Source organism: Sulfitobacter sp. R86518, from assembly GCF_042466275.1.
Classification (GTDB): domain Bacteria; phylum Pseudomonadota; class Alphaproteobacteria; order Rhodobacterales; family Rhodobacteraceae; genus Sulfitobacter; species Sulfitobacter pontiacus.
Genome location: NZ_JAXHCA010000005.1, coordinates 536,941 through 555,094 on the forward strand (window position 1 = coordinate 536,941; position 18,154 = coordinate 555,094).

The 18,154-nt window shown below is 61.1% G+C and carries 18 protein-coding genes, 1 tRNA gene, 1 pseudogene and 1 riboswitch; of the genes and pseudogenes, 10 read left to right on the top strand and 10 right to left on the bottom strand.

What is annotated here, in order from left to right; genetic code table 11:
- Window positions 1-143: 143 nt before the first annotated feature.
- From SJY36_RS03450 to SJY36_RS03460, 3 genes are all read right to left on the bottom strand, one after another.
- On the bottom strand, window positions 144-620 hold the full coding sequence (locus SJY36_RS03450; protein ID WP_005851872.1) for a hypothetical protein: 477 nt from the start codon (window positions 618-620) through the stop codon (window positions 144-146).
- Window positions 617-781 carry a hemin uptake protein HemP gene (locus SJY36_RS03455; RefSeq protein WP_386172991.1) on the bottom strand — a complete coding sequence of 55 codons (165 nt, stop codon included), beginning with the start codon at window positions 779-781 and terminating at the stop codon, window positions 617-619. Before SJY36_RS03455 ends, SJY36_RS03450 begins: the two co-directional genes overlap by 4 nt.
- Before the next feature lie 357 nt (window positions 782-1,138).
- Window positions 1,139-2,782: a BCCT family transporter gene (locus SJY36_RS03460; RefSeq protein WP_386172993.1), complete on the bottom strand. Its 1,644-nt coding sequence runs from the start codon at window positions 2,780-2,782 to the stop codon at window positions 1,139-1,141.
- 366 nt (window positions 2,783-3,148) lie between these two features.
- Here SJY36_RS03460 and SJY36_RS03465 point away from each other — a divergent pair, with 366 nt between their 5' ends.
- From SJY36_RS03465 to SJY36_RS03475, 3 genes and pseudogenes are all read left to right on the top strand, one after another.
- Window positions 3,149-3,910: a hypothetical protein gene (locus SJY36_RS03465; protein WP_180828813.1), complete on the top strand. Its 762-nt coding sequence runs from the start codon at window positions 3,149-3,151 to the stop codon at window positions 3,908-3,910.
- A 36-nt stretch (window positions 3,911-3,946) separates the two neighbouring features.
- Window positions 3,947-4,125: riboswitch (cobalamin riboswitch) on the top strand.
- 49 nt (window positions 4,126-4,174) lie between these two features.
- Window positions 4,175-4,856: pseudogene (bluB, locus tag SJY36_RS03470) on the top strand (5,6-dimethylbenzimidazole synthase).
- A 238-nt stretch (window positions 4,857-5,094) separates the two neighbouring features.
- Window positions 5,095-6,093, top strand: coding sequence for a hypothetical protein (locus tag SJY36_RS03475; RefSeq protein ID WP_386172995.1), 999 nt, complete (start codon window positions 5,095-5,097; stop codon window positions 6,091-6,093).
- Between the two features lie 188 nt (window positions 6,094-6,281).
- Here SJY36_RS03475 and SJY36_RS03480 read toward each other — a convergent pair.
- Window positions 6,282-6,356: transfer RNA gene (locus tag SJY36_RS03480), tRNA-Thr, on the bottom strand.
- 84 nt (window positions 6,357-6,440) lie between these two features.
- Between SJY36_RS03480 and SJY36_RS03485 the strand changes: the two genes are divergently transcribed.
- The 6 genes from SJY36_RS03485 to SJY36_RS03510 all read left to right on the top strand — a co-directional run bounded on the left by SJY36_RS03485 (window position 6,441) and on the right by SJY36_RS03510 (window position 10,805).
- Window positions 6,441-6,641, top strand: a complete 201-nt coding sequence (locus SJY36_RS03485; protein WP_009826219.1) for a hypothetical protein — start codon at window positions 6,441-6,443, stop codon at window positions 6,639-6,641.
- A 3-nt stretch (window positions 6,642-6,644) separates the two neighbouring features.
- Window positions 6,645-7,916 (top strand): UDP-N-acetylglucosamine 1-carboxyvinyltransferase, encoded by a 1,272-nt coding sequence (gene murA, locus SJY36_RS03490; protein ID WP_386172997.1) that lies wholly within the window; start codon window positions 6,645-6,647, stop codon window positions 7,914-7,916.
- Window positions 7,913-8,383, top strand: coding sequence for a DUF2948 family protein (locus SJY36_RS03495; RefSeq protein ID WP_005851890.1), 471 nt, complete (start codon window positions 7,913-7,915; stop codon window positions 8,381-8,383). The genes murA and SJY36_RS03495 overlap by 4 nt, the downstream gene beginning before the upstream one ends.
- Before the next feature lie 81 nt (window positions 8,384-8,464).
- Window positions 8,465-9,766, top strand: a complete 1,302-nt coding sequence (gene hisD, locus SJY36_RS03500) for a histidinol dehydrogenase (protein WP_386172999.1) — start codon at window positions 8,465-8,467, stop codon at window positions 9,764-9,766.
- 94 nt (window positions 9,767-9,860) lie between these two features.
- The gene (locus SJY36_RS03505; RefSeq protein WP_009826222.1) at window positions 9,861-10,340 is read left to right on the top strand and encodes a UPF0262 family protein; all 480 of its coding nucleotides are present in this window, start codon (window positions 9,861-9,863) and stop codon (window positions 10,338-10,340) included.
- Complete coding sequence (locus SJY36_RS03510; protein ID WP_005851897.1) at window positions 10,341-10,805, top strand: low molecular weight phosphatase family protein; 465 nt, start codon at window positions 10,341-10,343, stop codon at window positions 10,803-10,805.
- Between the two features lie 35 nt (window positions 10,806-10,840).
- Here SJY36_RS03510 and SJY36_RS03515 read toward each other — a convergent pair whose 3' ends face one another.
- Together SJY36_RS03515 and SJY36_RS03520 are read right to left on the bottom strand one after the other, a co-directional pair.
- Window positions 10,841-11,200 carry a hypothetical protein gene (locus tag SJY36_RS03515; RefSeq protein WP_107277672.1) on the bottom strand — a complete coding sequence of 120 codons (360 nt, stop codon included), beginning with the start codon at window positions 11,198-11,200 and terminating at the stop codon, window positions 10,841-10,843.
- Window positions 11,201-11,356: 156 nt separating this feature from the next.
- Entirely contained in the window at window positions 11,357-12,451 is a 1,095-nt protein-coding gene (locus SJY36_RS03520; RefSeq protein ID WP_386173002.1) for a porin, read from the bottom strand.
- A gap of 355 nt (window positions 12,452-12,806) precedes the next feature.
- On the opposite strand from SJY36_RS03520, the gene lepA reads away from it, so the two are divergent.
- Complete coding sequence (gene lepA, locus SJY36_RS03525) at window positions 12,807-14,606, top strand: translation elongation factor 4 (protein WP_037963537.1); 1,800 nt, start codon at window positions 12,807-12,809, stop codon at window positions 14,604-14,606.
- A gap of 59 nt (window positions 14,607-14,665) precedes the next feature.
- On the opposite strand, the gene SJY36_RS03530 is transcribed toward lepA, so the two are convergent.
- The 4 genes from SJY36_RS03530 to SJY36_RS03545 are packed head-to-tail and all read right to left on the bottom strand — an operon-like array spanning window position 14,666 to window position 18,136.
- Window positions 14,666-15,415 carry a polysaccharide deacetylase family protein gene (locus SJY36_RS03530; RefSeq protein WP_386173004.1) on the bottom strand — a complete coding sequence of 250 codons (750 nt, stop codon included), beginning with the start codon at window positions 15,413-15,415 and terminating at the stop codon, window positions 14,666-14,668.
- Complete coding sequence (locus tag SJY36_RS03535) at window positions 15,412-16,551, bottom strand: glycosyltransferase family protein (RefSeq protein WP_386173006.1); 1,140 nt, start codon at window positions 16,549-16,551, stop codon at window positions 15,412-15,414. Before SJY36_RS03535 ends, SJY36_RS03530 begins: the two co-directional genes overlap by 4 nt.
- The gene (locus tag SJY36_RS03540) at window positions 16,548-17,129 is read right to left on the bottom strand and encodes a histidine phosphatase family protein (RefSeq protein ID WP_386173008.1); all 582 of its coding nucleotides are present in this window, start codon (window positions 17,127-17,129) and stop codon (window positions 16,548-16,550) included. Before SJY36_RS03540 ends, SJY36_RS03535 begins: the two co-directional genes overlap by 4 nt.
- Window positions 17,126-18,136 (bottom strand): glycosyltransferase family 4 protein, encoded by a 1,011-nt coding sequence (locus SJY36_RS03545; RefSeq protein ID WP_386173010.1) that lies wholly within the window; start codon window positions 18,134-18,136, stop codon window positions 17,126-17,128. The genes SJY36_RS03540 and SJY36_RS03545 overlap by 4 nt, the downstream gene beginning before the upstream one ends.
- Window positions 18,137-18,154: the final 18 nt, after the last annotated feature.

Genomic DNA, 18,154 nt, shown 5'->3' on the forward strand with positions numbered 1-18,154 from the left:
GTCTGGACGATTGGCTACCTATTCACGGGCGGGTTACTAAGGCTGATAAAAACAATCAAGTATTAAACTTCGGCAACCTTACAAAAATTTCAATGGGTTGTAGCGTTGCACATAAGGCGTCAATCGGGCGCGGGAAACGCCCGTTAATGGAGTGTCGGTGCTGCTTCCATTTGCGCGACCTCGCTTGGTGCGCTCAGGCGCATCCGTTTGAGCGCCAGCCCGAAATCCGCAGCAAGCGATGCCACCAGCGGGGCCATATCGGCGCGGACCAGCAGGGTCGCGATCAGCATCGCGTCTTCGCGCTGTCCGTCCGTGGCTGTCGCGATGAAGTTCGCAAAGCAGGATTCGTCCGATCCCAGACATTTGCACGTGACCGAATGGCGCATCAAAGGCCGCCGCCCGAACCGTGCACAAAGCGAGCATAGCTGTTCAAACGTAGCGAGCGCCTTGCTCCCGTTGGTATGGCCGAGGACGCTTGCAAAATCGCTGCTGACTTTTTCCTGTGCGTCAGGCCCGTCACACCACATCCGCAAATAGATGACCGACGCGGCCTGAAGGCTGTCCAACTCTGTGATGAACCCTACCGGGGCACCGCCGGGGTGCTGATGTGCGTCATTCATTTGGTCAGGATCAATTTGCCAGCGCGTGTGATTCGCAAGGTGTAGGTCTGGGTATCCAGCACGATTTGGGCCAGATCTCCGCCTTCGGTCAGGTCGCGGGCAGAGTAGGTCGCCAGCGCGTTCATCGGGGCTTGGGTCTTTGGGGGGGCATGAAATGTCATAGGGCTGCTCTATCAATGGTCATGGAAAAGGAACGTTGCACGCGGCACCGATCATCAGGCAGCCCTGCGGCTTGGTCCTGACGGTGAACGGCAGTTTGCGTTCTGGGGAATGGTCTCATCGTGGGACTCCTCACATCATATGTGTCGGGCGTCCCCGTGATCGCACGCGGGGTGGCTAGACGTTTCCATAAACCTGATTGAAATTATAGGGTATGTCAATCCGACAGTTTTAGTCGGAATACTTTGGTCGTGGTTTTGTTTGTCTGTGTCGTGCAAAAGAATACCCCCCGCAGCACCGGGCGGCGGGGGGTATGAGGCGCTTTGACCGGCAAAGCACAAAGGTCGGTTAGGGGTGCGTTATTGCGTCTTCATCTCGGCGCGCAGGCCGCGGAAGATTGCGTAGCACAGGAACAGCAGCACCACAGTAAAGGGCAATCCGGTTGAGATAACCATCGACTGAAGCGACTTGAGCCCGCCTGCAGACAGCAGCAATACGATCGCTACGGCACCTTCGAAGATGCACCAGAACACGCGCTGTGGCGCAGGTGCGTCGACCTTGCCGCCTGCCGTGATCGTATCGATCACCAGCGAGCCGGAGTCAGACGAGGTCACGAAGAACACGATGACCAAGACGATACCGATCAGCGATGTGATCCCGGCAAGTGGCAGCGCATCCAGCATGGCGAACAGCTGGCGTGGCAGCTCGGCTTCTTGCGCGGCGGTGTAGCCGTCGCTGATCACCTGATCGATTGCCATGCCACCAAAGACGCTCATCCACAGGACGCAAACGAGGCTCGGGATCAGCAGAACGCAGGTCAGGAATTCGCGGACCGAACGGCCACGGCTGACGCGGGCGATGAACATGCCGACGAAAGGGGACCAGCTGATCCACCATGCCCAGTAGAACGATGTCCAGCCCTGCATAAAGTTCACGTCTTCACGGCCAACGGGGTTGGACAGACCGGGCAGATATTCCACATAGGCCAGCAGCGATGACCCGAAGGTCGACAGGATCGCCAGCGTCGGTCCGACCAGCAGCACGAAGGCCAGCAGCAAAAACGCCAGACCCATGTTGATCTCTGACAGGACTTTGACCCCGCCATCAAGGCCGCGCAGCACGGACACGGTCGCAATCGCGGTGATGCCGGTGATCAGCAGAACCTGTGTTGTTGGACCAACCGCCACACCAAAGAGCTCGTTCAAGCCCGCGTTGGCTTGGGTGGCACCCAGACCAAGCGATGTCGCCAGACCAAAGAGCGTTGCAAATACGGCGAGAATGTCGATCACGTGACCGGGCCAGCCCCAGACGCGTTCCCCCAGGATCGGGTAAAAGGCAGAGCGGATGGTCAGGGGAAGACCCTTGTTATAGCTGAACAGCGCCAGCGCCAGACCAACAACGGCATAGATCGCCCAGGGGTGCAGGCCCCAGTGGTAGATCGTGGCCGCCATACCCAGACGAACGGCTTCGGCCTGATCGCCCGCGGCCGCGCCCAAAGGAGCCCAATCGGTGCGCAGGCCGTCTTCGCCAACAGCAGTGCCACCCATGGAGCTCGAGAAATGCGATAGCGGTTCAGAGACGCCATAGAACATCAGACCGATGCCCATGCCCGCCGCGAACAGCATTGAGAACCATCCAAGGTAGGTGTAGTCGGGGCTTGCTTCGGCCCCGCCAAGACGCACACGGCCCAAAGGCGTGATGATCAGGAACAGGCAGAACAGCACAAAGATGTTGCCGGCAGAGATAAAGAACCAGTCAAAGCCCTTTGTCACCGACGAGAACAGCCATGTGAACAGCGCGCCAGACTGTTCGGGCAGCGCGAGTGTATAGAATACAAAGGCAACAATACACACACCCGAGATCGCGAAGACCGGGTTGTGAATGTCGAAGCCGAAGGGCCCCACGCTGCCTTCTTTGTTGTCTTGGCCGATCTCGTAATCCGTGTCGATTACGGCAGCGGCCCCGTCGGGTGTCGGGATACCCGGCGACGTTTCATCTGTCATTAGATGCTCTCCATTTTATGTATTTGCGACTAATCATAGCGCAACTCCGACAAAACGACCACCGCTGCGCGGGAATTAAGTAAATGAATATCATGGCTTAGCCCCCGGATGCGGGCTTGACGCCCCGTTTGCGGGTCGCGGGCTATGCGTTTTTTCCGTGTTTTACCGCGAATCCCCTCTTTGGATTCGGGTGAAACACCGGGGCGGATCCGCGTGCCGCAATGCCCAAGCCCGTCTGAACGGAGGGGGCAACCGCACCGCGGGATAGCGCCCTATCCCAAAAGATATGCCGTCCTATCCGTCCATGGCCCCGACCCACCTGCTTGCGCAAATGAAAGCGCGGGCGTCTGCGGTCACCATGGTCCCATGACAAATTTTTTCATCATGGGGGATGATATGAAAGTTACTTGCACACTACCGATTATCGCAACCGCGGCACTTCTGGCCGCTACCACTGTCAGCGCCGAAGGGTTCAGCCTGTCCGGTGCGCGCTCTGCCATGCAAAGCGACATCTCGTTCAACGTCATGCAGTCCGCAGGGCAGGGCCAGATCAAGCTGCGCCATAAGATCCAGCCCAAAGCGCAGGTCCGGTCCAAAACCGTGAGCAGCCGCAGCCGGTCTTTCCAAGAGCTCAGCGGGGTCAGCACTGCCGCGGACCTCAAAAGCCTCATCGCTTGGGCCGAGGCGGGTCCAAAGGGCTATGACGCCGTGCAATACGGGGCCAAACGGCTGCCGCCACAGCGTCCGACGCAAATGACCATCGGCGAGATCTACCGCTGGATAGACCGCACGCCGGGCCAACCGCATGCCATCGGTCGATACCAGTTCATTCCATCCACGCTGCGCAGTCTGGTGCGACAGGCGGGGCTAAGCAAGAATGACCGCTTTACCTCGGCGGTCCAGGACGGGCTGGCGGATATCCTTTTGGTCGATGCGGGGTTTAACGCGTTCAAGAAGGGCAAGATCAGCCGCCACCGCTTTATGGAAAACCTCGCACGTATCTGGGCCGGTTTCCCGACCTCTAACGGGCGATCCTATTATCACGGCTATGCAGGCAACAAGGCCGTCATCTCGTGGAACGAGTTCGACGCCGTAATGAAGAAGATTTTCGCAACCAAACGCGGCTGATCCCCGCGTTAGGGCTTGTTCCGGGCGGACAGCCGTGGCCCAATGGCCGGGTCTGGTGTCCGCCTCGCGGAAGAATCGGGAAGCTGGTGAAACTCCGGCACGTGCCCAACGCTGTAATGGGGATGGTTTGCGCATAGGCCACTGGACTATTCCGGGAAGGCGCGCGGACCAGACGACCCTAAGTCAGAAGACCGGCCAGACAGTACAGCTTGCCCCGCATGGACAGCGGGATTGGCGCATAAACGTATTGTTGGGGACTGAACAATGCCGATACCCTCTGCGCTGGCACCCGCCGCGCCTTTTTCAGATGCTGAACGCGACGCCGTCTACAAGGCAATCTTTACCCGCCGCGATGTACGCGATCAGTTTTTACCCGATCCAGTGGCCGAGGAAGTGTTGCACCGCATACTGACCGCCGCGCATCACGCACCGTCCGTCGGGTTGTCACAGCCGTGGAATTTCATCGTCATCCGGGATCAGGCCGCACGCGATCAGGTCTGGCAAGCCTTCAACCGCGCCAACGAGGAAGCCGCCCAGATGTTCGAGGGCGACCGCCAGACAAGCTACAGGTCGCTGAAGCTCGAAGGCATCCGCAAGGCACCGGTCAATATCTGCGTGACCTGTGACCGCAGCCGTGGCGGCAAGGTCGTGCTGGGGCGCACCCATAATCAAAACATGGATCTTTATAGCACCGTCTGCGCGATCCAGAACCTTCTGGCTTGCCGCCCGCGCCGAGGGCATCGGGATGGGCTGGGTCAGCGTGTTCCGCGATGCCGATCTGCGTGACCTGCTGAAGATACCCGACCGGATAGAGATCGTCGGCTACCTCTGTCTGGGCCACGTGGACGAGCTTTACCAGACGCCCGAACTTGAGGTGAAAGGCTGGAGCAAACGGCTCCCCGTGGACGAGATGATCTTTGACGGTACGTGGCAGGGCGACCCGTAGTCACTGCCCGTCCCGCTCACGTTGTCATCTCCCGCAATGCGGGTAATTTGCGCGGTCAGCGGAACTATGCCGGTTCCCTGACGTTGCCTTTGTGAAGCCAGTGCATCCCGCGTCTGGCACGCAAAGAGGAAATATTCAAAATGGGCGGTATCATTTATCTCGTTGGTCTTGTGGTCGTGGTTATGGCGGTGCTGTCGCTGGTCGGCTTGGCGTAATCAAACGCCGGGGAGGCATTTACATGAACACGACACTTACTGAAAAAACTGCCGATGGATCCTATGTCGACTGGCCCGCAATTTTCGCGGGCACTGTTGTCGCTGTGGCGATCGGCCTCTTGCTGACCACCTTCGGCGCGGCACTTGGCCTGTCGTCGATTACGCTGGACGGTACCGACAATTCATCGACGCTTGAACTGGTGTTGACCGCGCTGTGGATGGTGATCACGCTGGTCGCCTCCTATTTGGCCGGTGGTTATATCGCGGGCCGCATGCGCCGCCGCGTCGAAAGCGCTACGGATGATGAAGTCACTGCACGTGACGGGATCAACGGTCTGGTTGTTTGGGGCCTCGGCTCTGTGATCACCGCCGTGATGCTATCCAGCGCGCTGAGCTTTGCAGCCAATACCGCGGGCAATGTTGCTACGGGTGCAGGCAAAGCGGCTGGTACGGTCGTCGAAGCTGCGGGCTCTGCCGTGGGAGGTGCTGCCTTCGGACTGGCTGATGCGGCGGGTGCTGCAATCCCGGATGAGGCCAAGAATGATCCGACAGATTACCTGTCGAACCAGCTTTTGCGCCCCAATCAGGTCGACCCCCTGACAGCCGACCCCGAGCAATTGGCAGAGCAGACCGCCAGCATTGTCGCCAATATCTACCGCACGGGTGAGGTGAGCGAGGAAGACCGGACCTATCTTGCCGGCGCTGTTGCTGCACGCACCGATCTGACCCAGGCCCAGGCGAAAGAGCGTGTGGATCAGATCGTGACCCAGGCGCAGGAAGCACGTCAGGAAGTCGAAGACGCTGTAGCCGCTGCCAAGGCCGAGGCTGAACAAGCTGCAGCAGAGGCGAAAGAAGCAGCGGTTGAAGCTGCGCAAACCGCGCGTAACGCCGGTATCCTGACCGCCTTTGTGCTGGCCGCCGCGTCGCTGATTGCCGGTGTGGCATCTGTCGCAGGGTCGGTCCACGGGGGTCGCCACCGCGATCAGGGCCGTCTGTTTGCCGGTCTGACATATCGCGGCTAAATTGCTTCACGTGAAAATCAAAACCCCGGCGGCGCAAGCGGTCGGGGTTTTCTTATGCCATCGTGATTCGGGATGTTTCGGGGCAGGGGGCGCTGCGACGACTTCAGGCGCATCCATGGCACATGCCAAAACCGCAACGCCAGATAAATAAGGCATCAGGGCAAAGCGATATGTTTAAAGGGGGGATCTGGTGCTGAAGGGGAGGATTGAACTCCCGACCTCGTCATTACCAATGACGCGCTCTACCACTGAGCTACTCCAGCACTGTGGGCGGGTGATTAGACCCATTCGCAATATGGTGCAAGCGTAATCTGGACCATATCGGTCCGCTGCGCTAGACAATCGACATGTCAAAGGATACCGCCCCACAAAAGCCGCCAAAACCCAATGTATTGCGGGAAGACAGGCTGAAAGCCGCGCTGAAAGCCAATATGGGCCGACGCAAGGCGCAAGCGCGTGCGCGCAGCGACAAAAGCCAAAGCGACGACACGCAAAATAATAACGCGCAGACAGATAACGGGCCGACCGGCCAAACCAAGGAAGGCTGAAGGATGGATTCGATTGTGGTCAAAGGCGGCGGTGCGCTGTCGGGACAAATTCCGATTGCGGGGGCCAAGAACGCCTGTCTGACGCTTATGCCCGCGACCCTGCTGTCCGAAGAGCCGCTGACACTGACCAACGCACCGCGCCTGTCCGACATCCGCACCATGACCGAATTGCTGCGGTCCCTGGGGGCAAAGGTGACATCGATGCAGGACGGTCAGGTTCTGGCGATGTCGTGTCATGGCGAGATCAACACGCGCGCCGAATATGACATCGTTCGCAAGATGCGTGCGTCGAACCTCGTGCTGGGGCCGCTGCTGGCCCGCGAAGGGCACGCGCAGGTATCGCTACCGGGCGGCTGCGCGATTGGTGCGCGTCCGATGGATATTCACACCGACGGTCTGGCGCTGATGGGCGCAGAGATCGACTTGCGTGATGGTTATCTGCACGCCAAGGCGCAAGGCGGGGCATTGAAAGGTGCGGTCATCGACTTCCCCTTTGCCTCTGTCGGCGCGACCGAGAACATTATGATGGCTGCGACCTTGGCCAAGGGCACGACGGTGATCAACAACGCCGCGCGCGAGCCCGAGATCGTGGATCTCGCGGATTGTTTGCGTGCTATGGGCGCGCAGATTGATGGCGACGGCACCAGCCGGATCGAGATTCAGGGCGTTGACCGCCTGCATGGGGCGACCCACCGTGTTGTGACCGACCGGATCGAACTGGGCACCTATATGCTCGCCCCGGCGATGTGTGGTGGCGAGGTTGAATTGCTGGGCGGGCGCATCGACCTGCTGTCGGCTTTCTGCGAGAAACTTGACGCGGCAGGGATCGACGTGACCGAGACGGACAAAGGTCTGAAAGTCGCGCGGCGCAATGGCGTGATCAACGCGGTGAATGTCACGACCGAACCTTTCCCCGGTTTCCCCACCGACCTGCAAGCCCAGATGATGGCGCTGCTGTGTACGGCGGACGGTACCTCGGTGCTGGAAGAAAAAATCTTCGAGAACCGCTTTATGCACGCGCCCGAGCTGATCCGCATGGGGGCCGATATCGAGGTCCACGGCGGCACCGCGACGGTGCACGGCGTCAAAAAGCTGAAAGGTGCGCCGGTGATGGCGACCGATCTGCGCGCATCGATTTCTCTGATCCTTGCCGGTATGGCCGCCGAAGGCGAAACGCGCGTCAGCCGTGTCTACCATCTGGATCGCGGGTACGAACATGTGGTGGCGAAACTGCGCGGCGTGGGCGCAAATATTGAACGGATCAAAGACCAATGACCGAAGATGCACGTTTCGAAGACGGGCGCGAAGCCCCGCTGAACCTCGGCGCGCTGGATGCCGATGACCTCAAGGTGATCTCCTCGCTGGCGCAGGATGCTGTGTTTCCGGGATCGGAAATGCGCTGGCTGCAAAAAGAGGGGCGCTTTGCCCTGCTGCTGAACCGCGTGCGGTGGGAAGACGCGGGCAAATCGCGCCACGCCCCGGAACGCGTGCAAACAATCTTGATGTTCAGCAACGTGCAGCGCGTGTCCAGCCAAGGCGTGAACAAGGGGGATGCGGATACCATCCTGTCGCTGTTGCAGATCGAGTTCACCGAAACCGATGCGCCCTCGGGCGACGTGCTGCTGACCCTCGCGGGGGACGGTGTGATCCGGCTGACGGTCGAAGCGCTGGATGTGACCTTGAAGGATGTGACGCGCCCCTATGTGGCCCCGTCGCGCAAGCTGCCGGAACATCCGGCCTAAGCGTTCTTCCACATTCTTTGCCGTGCGGGTCGCCCGCGTGGCATCCCTTCAAAGCCCATTGCACGTTGCAAAGGACATCCGATGCCTCAATTCCTAGACTTCGATCAGCCCGATTTCGAACAGGCGTTCACCGCGCTGCTTTCTGCCAAGCGTGAAGACAGCCCCGACGTGGACGACACGGTGGCCGAGATCATCGCACAGGTGCGGTCCAAGGGCGATGCCGCGGTGATCGAGCTGACCCAGAAGTTCGACCGCATCGCGCTGACCCCCGACACCCTGCGCATCAATGCTGCTGAAGTTGACGCCGCGGTTGCCGAAGTCTCGGACGCGGATCGCACAGCGCTTGAACTCGCTGCGGCGCGTATCCGTGCCTATCACGAACGGCAGCTGCCCGAGGATGCGCAGTGGCAGGACGACGCCGGTGCCACGCTCGGCTGGCGGTGGAGCGCGGTATCCGCCGCAGGGCTTTATGTGCCCGGTGGTCTGGCAAGCTATCCTTCCTCTGTCTTGATGAACGCGATCCCGGCCAAGGTCGCAGGGGTAGAACGGCTTGCGATGGTCGTGCCAACGCCGGACGGGGTGCTGAACCCGCTGGTGTTGCTGGCTGCGCGGCTGGCAGGCGTCGATGAGATTTACCGCATCGGTGGGGCGCAGGCGGTGGCGGCGCTGGCCTATGGCACCGACACGATTCCCCCCGTCGACAAGATCACCGGCCCCGGCAATGCCTATGTCGCTGCCGCGAAACGGCGGGTGTTTGGCAAGGTGGGCATCGACATGATCGCGGGCCCGTCCGAAATTCTCGTGATCGCGGATGGGGACAACGATGCTGACTGGATCGCGCTTGATCTGCTCAGCCAGGCCGAACACGACGAAAGCGCTCAATCGATCCTGATCACCACGGACAAGGCGTTTGGCCGCGCGGTGTCGGATGCTGTGGATGCGCGGTTGGAAACGCTGGAACGGCGCGCGATTGCGGGCACCAGCTGGCGCGAGAACGGGGCAATCATTACCGTGCCGGATCTGGCGACAGCCGCCAAGCTGAGCAACCGTATCGCGCCTGAACACCTTGAACTTTGCGTCGCGGATGTGGATGCGCTGAGCGCGCAGATCACCCACGCGGGGGCGATCTTCCTTGGGCAATGGACGCCCGAGGCGATTGGCGATTACGTCGGCGGGCCGAACCACGTGCTGCCCACGGCACGCTCTGCACGGTTTTCCAGCGGGCTGTCGGTGCTGGACTTTATGAAGCGCACGACACTGGCACGGATGACGCCGGACGCGCTGCGCGCGATCGGCCCGTCGGCGGAACGACTGGCGCGATCCGAAAGCCTTGAGGCGCACGGTCTGTCGGTCACCGCAAGGCTGCGCAAACTGAACGACTGACGCAACGGCCCTTTGCCCGGCCCGCCGATGTCAATTGTAGAACCCCGCCGCCCGGTCTAAGGTCGGCGGGATAGACACTAAATGAGACGTCCCCATGTCCCGGATCACGCATATCGCGCTTGACGACGCGAACCTGCCCCCGCCCACGCCCGAGATAGAGCAAGAGCGCAAGGTCGCCATGTTTGATCTGCTGGAGGACAACGTCTTTACCCTGCCGTCGCGCGATGATCGCCCGGTGCCACAAGGGCCGTACCATCTGGGCCTGTCGATCCGTGACAAACGGCTGGTCTTCGATGTGAACACCGAAAGCGCTGAAAAGGCGGCGGAATTCCATCTGTCGCTGGGGCCGTTCCGGCAGGTTGTCAAAGACTATTTCCAGATTTGCGAATCCTATTTCGAGGCGGTCAAGAAATCCGCCCCCTCGCAGATCGAGACCATCGATATGGCACGGCGCGGGATCCACAACGAAGGCTCTCGGGTGTTGCAAGAGCGGCTTGAAGGCAAGGCCGAGATCGATACAGACACGGCCCGCCGCCTGTTCACCCTCATCTGCGTTCTGCACTACGGCGGCTAGATGACCCAGAAACTGCCCCAATCGGTGCTGTTTTGCTGCGATCACAACGCGGTGCGGTCGCCTATGGCCGAAGGGTTGATGAAAAAGTTCTACGGCACGGGCACCTATGTGCAATCCGTCGGCGTGATGAACGATCTGGAAATCGATGGTTTCTCTATCGCGGTGTGCCAAGAGCTGGACGTGGAACTCTCCCGCCACCGGTCCCGCAGTTTCGACGAGATGGAGAATTGGGGCGATGATCTGAGCTCTTTCGATCTGATCATCGCGCTGAGCCCCGCCAGCCAACGCCGCGCGCTGGAACTGACGCGGTTCTATCATCTGACTGTGGAATATTGGCCGATCCTCGACCCGACAGGGCTGGGGGAGACGCGCGATGCCAAGATCGCGCAATACCGCGCCGCCCGTGATCAGATCAAAGACCGGCTGATTGACCGTTTCGGCCCGCCTTCGCGGCCACAGATTTAGGGCAGGGGCGTGCCCCTGCCGCCGGTGTCACGGTCTTAGGTGGCGCTGCACAGGGTCGATGCTGTCTGGCCATAGGCTTTCCATACAGCCCAGAAATCATTGTCGCTTTTGCGGTCGGACTGGCGCGCCTCTTGCAGGCTGTGAGGGTCCGAGAAAACGCGTACGCCACGGCGCTGTTCTGACGAAGAAAGCTCTTTGTCGGCAACGGCCTGGATACAGCCGCAGCGCGCCGCGCTCGCCTGTTTGCGCCCCGATTTCATGCAGGCGTTGTGGATCGGCCCGGTGGCGAACAAGACAGCGCCCCGGCCAAAGCCGCCGCTGGGGTTATAGCCGCGCGGTCCGCCGCAAGCGGCCAGCGTGCCAACAACACAGATCATCGTGAAAAGTCGTACCATCGTTTTGCCTCATCTCTCGGACGCCGGGTTGATCCCGAGGCTGCCCTAACTGCTGCTGGCATTTATGCCGGAAAACTGCAGATTGAGCAATTCACGATTGAGGGCGCAAAACGGAAATGCCTTTGCCCGAACAGGTCGGGCAAAGGCGTGTGTTGCTTAGAACTTCCAGCGCGCACCAACGAAGGTCACGTCCAGATCCTGATAGGAGGCCGACGGATCGTCGAAGTCATAGGTGCGGTGTGTTGCGTAAAGCTCGGTATTGTATGCGTCGAGGCGCTGAACAACGGCGACACCCACGGAAGAGGTGCTGGACCCTGCGACAACAAAGTCGTTCCCGTCGTAGTAATCAACGGAGAAGGATGTCGAACCCGCTGCGATGTAATCACGGGTGATGCCCGCTTTGATGTAGGCGTAGTCTGCGTCACCCGCAACGCGGCGACCTGCGGAAACCGCGAGGTTCAGACCGGTAGGTTGGTGCAGAACAGCGGCGGAGCCCATGACCAGATCGTTGCTGGTGTCGCGGAACGAATAGCCCAAGCGCGCGTCGACCGAATAGTCGCCGTAGTCTTGAACGTAGCGTGTGCCGACATCGGTGTAGTCGTTGTCATCGCCCGAGCTCAGGACTTCCTGACCGTAGGAAACCGATGCGGAGAAGCCGTTGAACACAGGTGTGTCATAGCGCACGCGGAAACGGCGGCTGCCGTCGAAAGAGCCGTTGGTGTTCCCGATTGTGACGGTGGACAGGGTGCCATCCGCGAAACGCAGTTGCTGGCTGCCCGCGATGTCGCTGATGCCCACATAGGCGGCAACACCGGTGCCCGAGAAGTCAGCTTCGGCCGAGCCATCTGTCGACGTGCTGCCTTGACCAAACGAGAAGATACCCGCGTTTGGCGTGCGGTATGTCAGGTCCAGTTTGCGCAGTTCGGTGCGGTGGTAGTCGAAATCCAGGCTGTCGTCGTCGCCATTGATGGCGGAGGACCCGGTCAGGCCAAGGCCTGCTTCGAAGGTCAGACGCAGTTCGGACCCGTTTTGCAGCGCTTGGGTCATGGTCAGACCAACGCGGCTGTTGGAGTTGTCGTTGTCGATAAACGTGGTGTTTGTGTCTTCACCATCGTCAACGCTCAGAATGCCAAAGTTCAGTTGGCCGTAAACGTCCCAGACGGGGCCTTCTTGGGCCTGTGCCAGTGCGGGAAGCGACGCCAGACCAAGGGCTGCAACGGTCACTGTGCCAAGCGAGTGTTTCATCTTCATCTCAAAATTCCTTATTCGCCCGATCTGCAAGGGTGCAGACCATTTGAGAAGGCCGATCTAACGCCGCCGCCCGCGGGATAAAACCATAAGGCAGCCATACGAAATGCCGGTGTTGCAACATTGCTAAAGGGGGCGGTACCGCGCAGTACCGCCAAGCGCCTTGATATATTGGTGCTGGCGGCGGTATGCGGTTTCTGCATGGCAGGTAACCGCGAAAAAATCGCATCCCCCCTTTGACGTTTGCGATCAGAATGCAGGTAAATCCGCCGACGTGCGTCAAATGCCCTAAGGATCAAGGGGAACAGGCGATCCAGCCCATTGACCAGCGCTTGAATCCGCACCATATCCTTGCCTCATGACACCACTTTCACATATCCGCAATTTCTCCATCGTCGCGCACATCGATCATGGTAAATCCACGCTCGCCGATCGCCTGATCCAAGAGACGAACACCGTTTCCCTGCGCGATATGAAAGCGCAGATGCTCGACTCGATGGATATCGAGCGCGAGCGCGGGATCACGATCAAGGCCCAGACGGTGCGGATCAACTACACCGCCCAGAACGGCGAGGAATATATCCTCAATCTGATCGACACCCCCGGTCACGTCGACTTTGCCTACGAGGTCTCTCGCTCCATGCGCGCGGTCGAAGGATCGCTGCTGGTCGTGGACAGCACCCAAGGCGTAGAGGCGCAGACGCTCGCCAACGTGTATCACGCGATTGATGCGGATCACGAGATCGTGCCGGTTCTCAACAAGATCGACCTGCCTGCGTCCGACTGCGACCGCGTGGCGGAACAGATCGAGGATGTGATCGGGATCGATGCTTCCGAAGCGATCCGTGTTTCAGCCAAGACAGGTCAGGGCATTGTCGAAACGCTTGAAGCCATCGTGCATAAGCTGCCCGCACCAAAGGGCACGCAGGACGCGCCGTTGAAGGCGATGCTGGTCGATTCATGGTACGACAGCTATCTGGGCGTCATCGTTCTGGTGCGGATCATGGATGGTCAGCTGAAAAAAGGCGACCGTATCCGCATGATGCAGAACGGGTCGGTGCACCACGTCGACCGTATCGGCGTTTTCCGCCCCGCCATGACCGAGATCGACAGCCTCAACCCCGGCGAGATCGGGTTTCTGACCGCATCGATCAAACAGGTCCGCGACACGCGGGTCGGGGATACAATCACGCACGAGAAAAAGGGCACCGAAACCCCGCTGCCGGGCTTTAAGCCAGCGCAGCCCGTGGTGTTCTGTGGTCTGTTCCCAGTGGACGCCGCCGAGTTCGAAGACCTGCGCGACAGTATCGAAAAGCTGGCGCTGAACGACGCGTCTTTCAGCTTCGAGATGGAAACATCCGCCGCCCTGGGTTTCGGTTTCCGCTGCGGCTTCCTTGGCCTGCTGCACCTTGAAGTCATTCGTGACCGGATCGAGCGCGAGTATGACATCGACCTGATCACCACCGCGCCGTCGGTTATCTATGACATCCACATGAAAGACGGCACGGTCGAGCAGTTGCACAATCCCGCCGACATGCCCGACCTGACCTTCGTGGACCACATCGAAGAACCACGCATCAAGGCGACCATCCTTGTGCCGGATGACTATCTTGGTGACGTGCTTAAGCTGTGTCAGGACCGCCGCGGCATCCAGATGGACCTGACCTATGCGGGCAGTCGCGCGATGGTTGTCTATGATCTGCCGCTGAACGAAGTGGTTTTCGACTTCTATGACCGGTTGAAGTCGGTGACCAAGGGCTATGCCTCGTTCGACTATCAGATGATCGGCTACCGTCAGGATGCGCTGGTCAAGATGTCTATTCTGGTTAACGACGAACCTGTCGATGCGCTGAGCACTATGGTGCACCGCGACCGCGCCGAAATGCGCGGCCGTGCCATGGTTGAAAAGCTTAAAGATCTGATCCCGCGTCACATGTTCAAGATCCCTATTCAGGCGGCCATCGGCGGCAAGGTGATCGCGCGCGAAACCCTATCGGCAATGCGCAAGGATGTGACCGCGAAATGCTACGGCGGCGACGCCTCGCGGAAACGCAAGCTGTTGGATAAACAGAAGGCGGGTAAGAAGAAAATGCGCCAGTTCGGCAAGGTCGACATCCCGCAAGAGGCATTTATCTCTGCTTTGAAGATGGACAGCTAAGACGATTATTCCAAAAGGGGCGCTTCATGCGCCCCTTTTCGTTGGAACGACACCAAAGGTCAGGGCAGCCTTGTCATCTGTGCAGGCACCGCCCCACCGTCCAGCAGCCGCGCCAGACAAGCGTGGGTGAACCCCCAGATATCTTCGTCATGCACCAGGTGGTGGGTCAGAAATCCCAAGGGTTCCTGCGGGTCAGTCAGCCCTTTGCGGCGGTCCTGCAGCAGTTTGGTGATATCCGCAATCAGCGTGTCCGGCGGGACAAGGCTGCGGGTGCCGCGCCAGAAAATCGGATCGATATGGGTGTTGATCTGCACCAACCCGGGGGCGGCAATCCGGTTGTTCCGCGGCAGATAGGTCGACACCCCGACATAGCCTGCGTCTGCCAACACCGGCAGCAACCCATCGTCCAACCGGTTCCACGGCGGCACAAAGATCGACAACAGCTCGTCGCCAAACAGCTGTTGCATCCGGTTCAGCGCTTGGGCGAGCTCGTGGGCCGCATCGGGGCGCGGGTGTCCGAACTCTGCCTTTTTGGCCCCGTCGGGCGCGTGGCTGATATGCTGCCAGCCATGCACCAGCGGACGGATCAGCGGACGGTCCTTGCTATAGGCGGCAAGCGCGGGTTCTGCATGTTTAGGGATCACGGCGATATGCACGGGCAGGGTCAGATCCTCGGCCAGTGCGGCAAGGCGATCCAGCGCGGGGGTTGGGGCGATGGCATCATCATCGCGCCACCAGATCGGCAGGTGCAATCCTTCTGTGCGCCATATTGCAAGCTCGGCGTCAAGAGCGGTCCAATACACGGTCATCGCGTGCCCTTTCGCATCGCCTCGGTCAGGGTGACCGTCCTCGTGGCCCCGTCAAACCCGTCTGTCTGCGCAGGCCGAGTCGGGGCGGCGTGCAGAGTTGCCAATGCGGATAGCAACCTGTCCGGTGTCAGATCAGCGCTGCGCAGCACCTCGATCCCCGGTAGCGCGGACAGCGCATCGGCGCGCAGCCCTTGTTCCACCTCGTTACCGGCGTCAAAGGGCACAAACAGCGCGCGCACCCCGCTTTGCAGCACATCCAGCGCGGTATTGTAGCCGCACAAAGAGACAGAGGCGGCGGCGTGATACAGCATCTGGCGGAATTCGGGGCGCGCCGGTTCGATCACCACATTCGCGGGGGCATCCTGCATCAGCGCGGCACTGCGTGCGGCCGCATCCTGCCCCCCTAGCAGCAAGCGCCAGACCCGCCCCGCATCACGCGCGGCCGCGGCGCGGCAGGTGTCGAACACATGCGCGCCCACATCGCCGCCCCCTGCGCTGACGATAATCTCGCCCGCGCCAAGCCGGTCGGGATGGGGGCTCGCGGGGGGCGGTGCAACGAAACCGGTATAGCGCAGCTTGCCCTGCATCGCGTCCGACACCGGCCAGCTGAGCGAGAGCGGCGTCACGGCCTCGTCCGCATGGACCAGCACCGCATCGTAATACTGCGCAACCAGATCATCGGCCAGCTGCGCCTTGGCGGGTTTGGATGGCGGCGCGAGGATATCGCGTACCGATGCGCAGATCAGTGGGCGCGTGGGCAGGGCATCTGCGGCGTCAAGCAGGGCCAGGAACTCTGCCTTGAGGGTGCGGCGCCCAAAGGGGAACAGTTCGGTGATCAGCAGATCGGGCGCGCGGGTCTGGATGTGGGCGATCAGCATCTCGCGCCGCGCGGCCTTCAACGCTTCAGACGCGACCGCACCATGTTCATCCAGCAGCCGTGCGAAATCCACACCGTCAGAGCGCAGCGGCGGCAGTTGCACCACGTCAACGCCGTCGCTGTTCAACTGCGGTGCGGGCATCCCGCCCGAGACGACCTGCACATCATGCCCCGCCGCCCCATAGGCGCGACCAAGGGTCAGGGCGCGGGCCAGATGGCCGGTGCCCAGCAGATGCGTGACGACGATGCTGACCTTCATAAGCGCGGCTCCAGTCGGATGGGATCAGGGTGGGCGGTCCAACCCTTGGGTGAAATATCCAGTAGATATAAGCGGTTGCGCTTGATCTGAAAGGGGGCGGGGCCAGCGAAACCCCAGCCGGTCGCATGGGCCAGCAAAACACGCATCACGCCGATATGGCAGACGGCGACAGTATCGCGCGTCAAGCTGTTGGCCCAAGGGATCAGCCGTTCGCGCAGGCTGTCGGGGCTTTCGCCGCCGGGTGGGGTGTAGCCCCAGCCCCAATCCTCGATATCGCGGAACCCGCTGGTGGGGTCTGCCTTAAGGTCCACGCCGTGCAGCCCTTCCCATTGGCCCCAGTCCATCTCCATCAGCGCGGGCGCGGTTTTCGGCGCGCGGTCTGCGACCAGTCGGGCGGTTTCAGCGGCGCGAGACAGGGGGCTCGACACAAGATCGGCACGGTCCCAAGGCGCGGGCAATGCCAGCGCCGCCAGACCGGCGCGGGCGTCATCATCCAGCGGGATATCCGTGCGCCCCTGAATGCGGCCCGCACGGTTCCAGCTTGTATGCCCGTGGCGGAGCAGGGCAAGCCGGATCACGGGCGCACCCCGCAGCTTTCTAACCCCGCCAGCAAGGTCGCGGTGGCAGTGGGAAGCAGATGATGTTGCGCAACAAAATCGCGGGCGGCTTGGGCGCGTGTGTGGCGTAGGGTGGTATCCGACAGCAGCGCTGTGATCTGTGCGGCAAGCGGGGCAGTGCCGCTTTCCGGCGCGGGATAGGAGGCAGGGGCCAGCACATCGCGCACGCCGGGGCGGTCTTGGGCCACGACGGGCAGGCCCGCGGCCTGCGCCTCCAGATAGGCGAGGCCAAAGGCTTCGTTCACCCCGGGCCAGAACAGCAGCGATGCATGGCGATAGGCGGCGGCCATGGCGGTCGCATCAAGCTCCCCAAGAAACCGAACCGCATCGCCAAAGGGGGCCATCATCGTCTCTATCTCGGTGCGGGCGGGGCCGTCACCCGCGATATCCAACCGCCAGCTGTCTGTTGGCAGCAGCGCCAGCGTCTCCGCGATGATCTGATACGAGGCGCGTTTGTCCCCGTCGCGCAGCATACCCACAGCCAGCATCGGGCCATCCAGCGCGGACGGCAGAGGCAAAGCGCCCTGTGCGAGAAACGGCGGCAGATGCACCAGCCGCTGCCCCGCGGTCTGATCGCGGCGCAGCGTTTCGGCATCGCGGTGCGTGAGGTAAAAGATCACATCCGCCGCGTCGCTTGCGGCCTCGGCGGCTAGGGCGAAACCGGCCCACGGGCCTGTCAGCCGTTTGCGCGCACGGCTGGATTCGACCAGCAGATAGGGGATGCCAAGGGCGCGGGCAACGGCGGGGCCGATCAGGTCGGGGGCCTTGTAATAGTTATGATAGGTGATCCATGCCTGCCAGTCTTCGGTACGTCCGCGGGCGGTGGCTTGGGTCACTTCGGCCTCGGCAGCATTGAACAGCATGGCCTGCGCCGCGCTGTCGCCCGCCCCGTCGCGGCTGCGCAGGGTGCTGGCGACTGTAACCGTCGCGCCCCCCCGTTGCAGCGCGGCCATCAATCCACGCGCCATCGCCCGATCCCCCGAGGG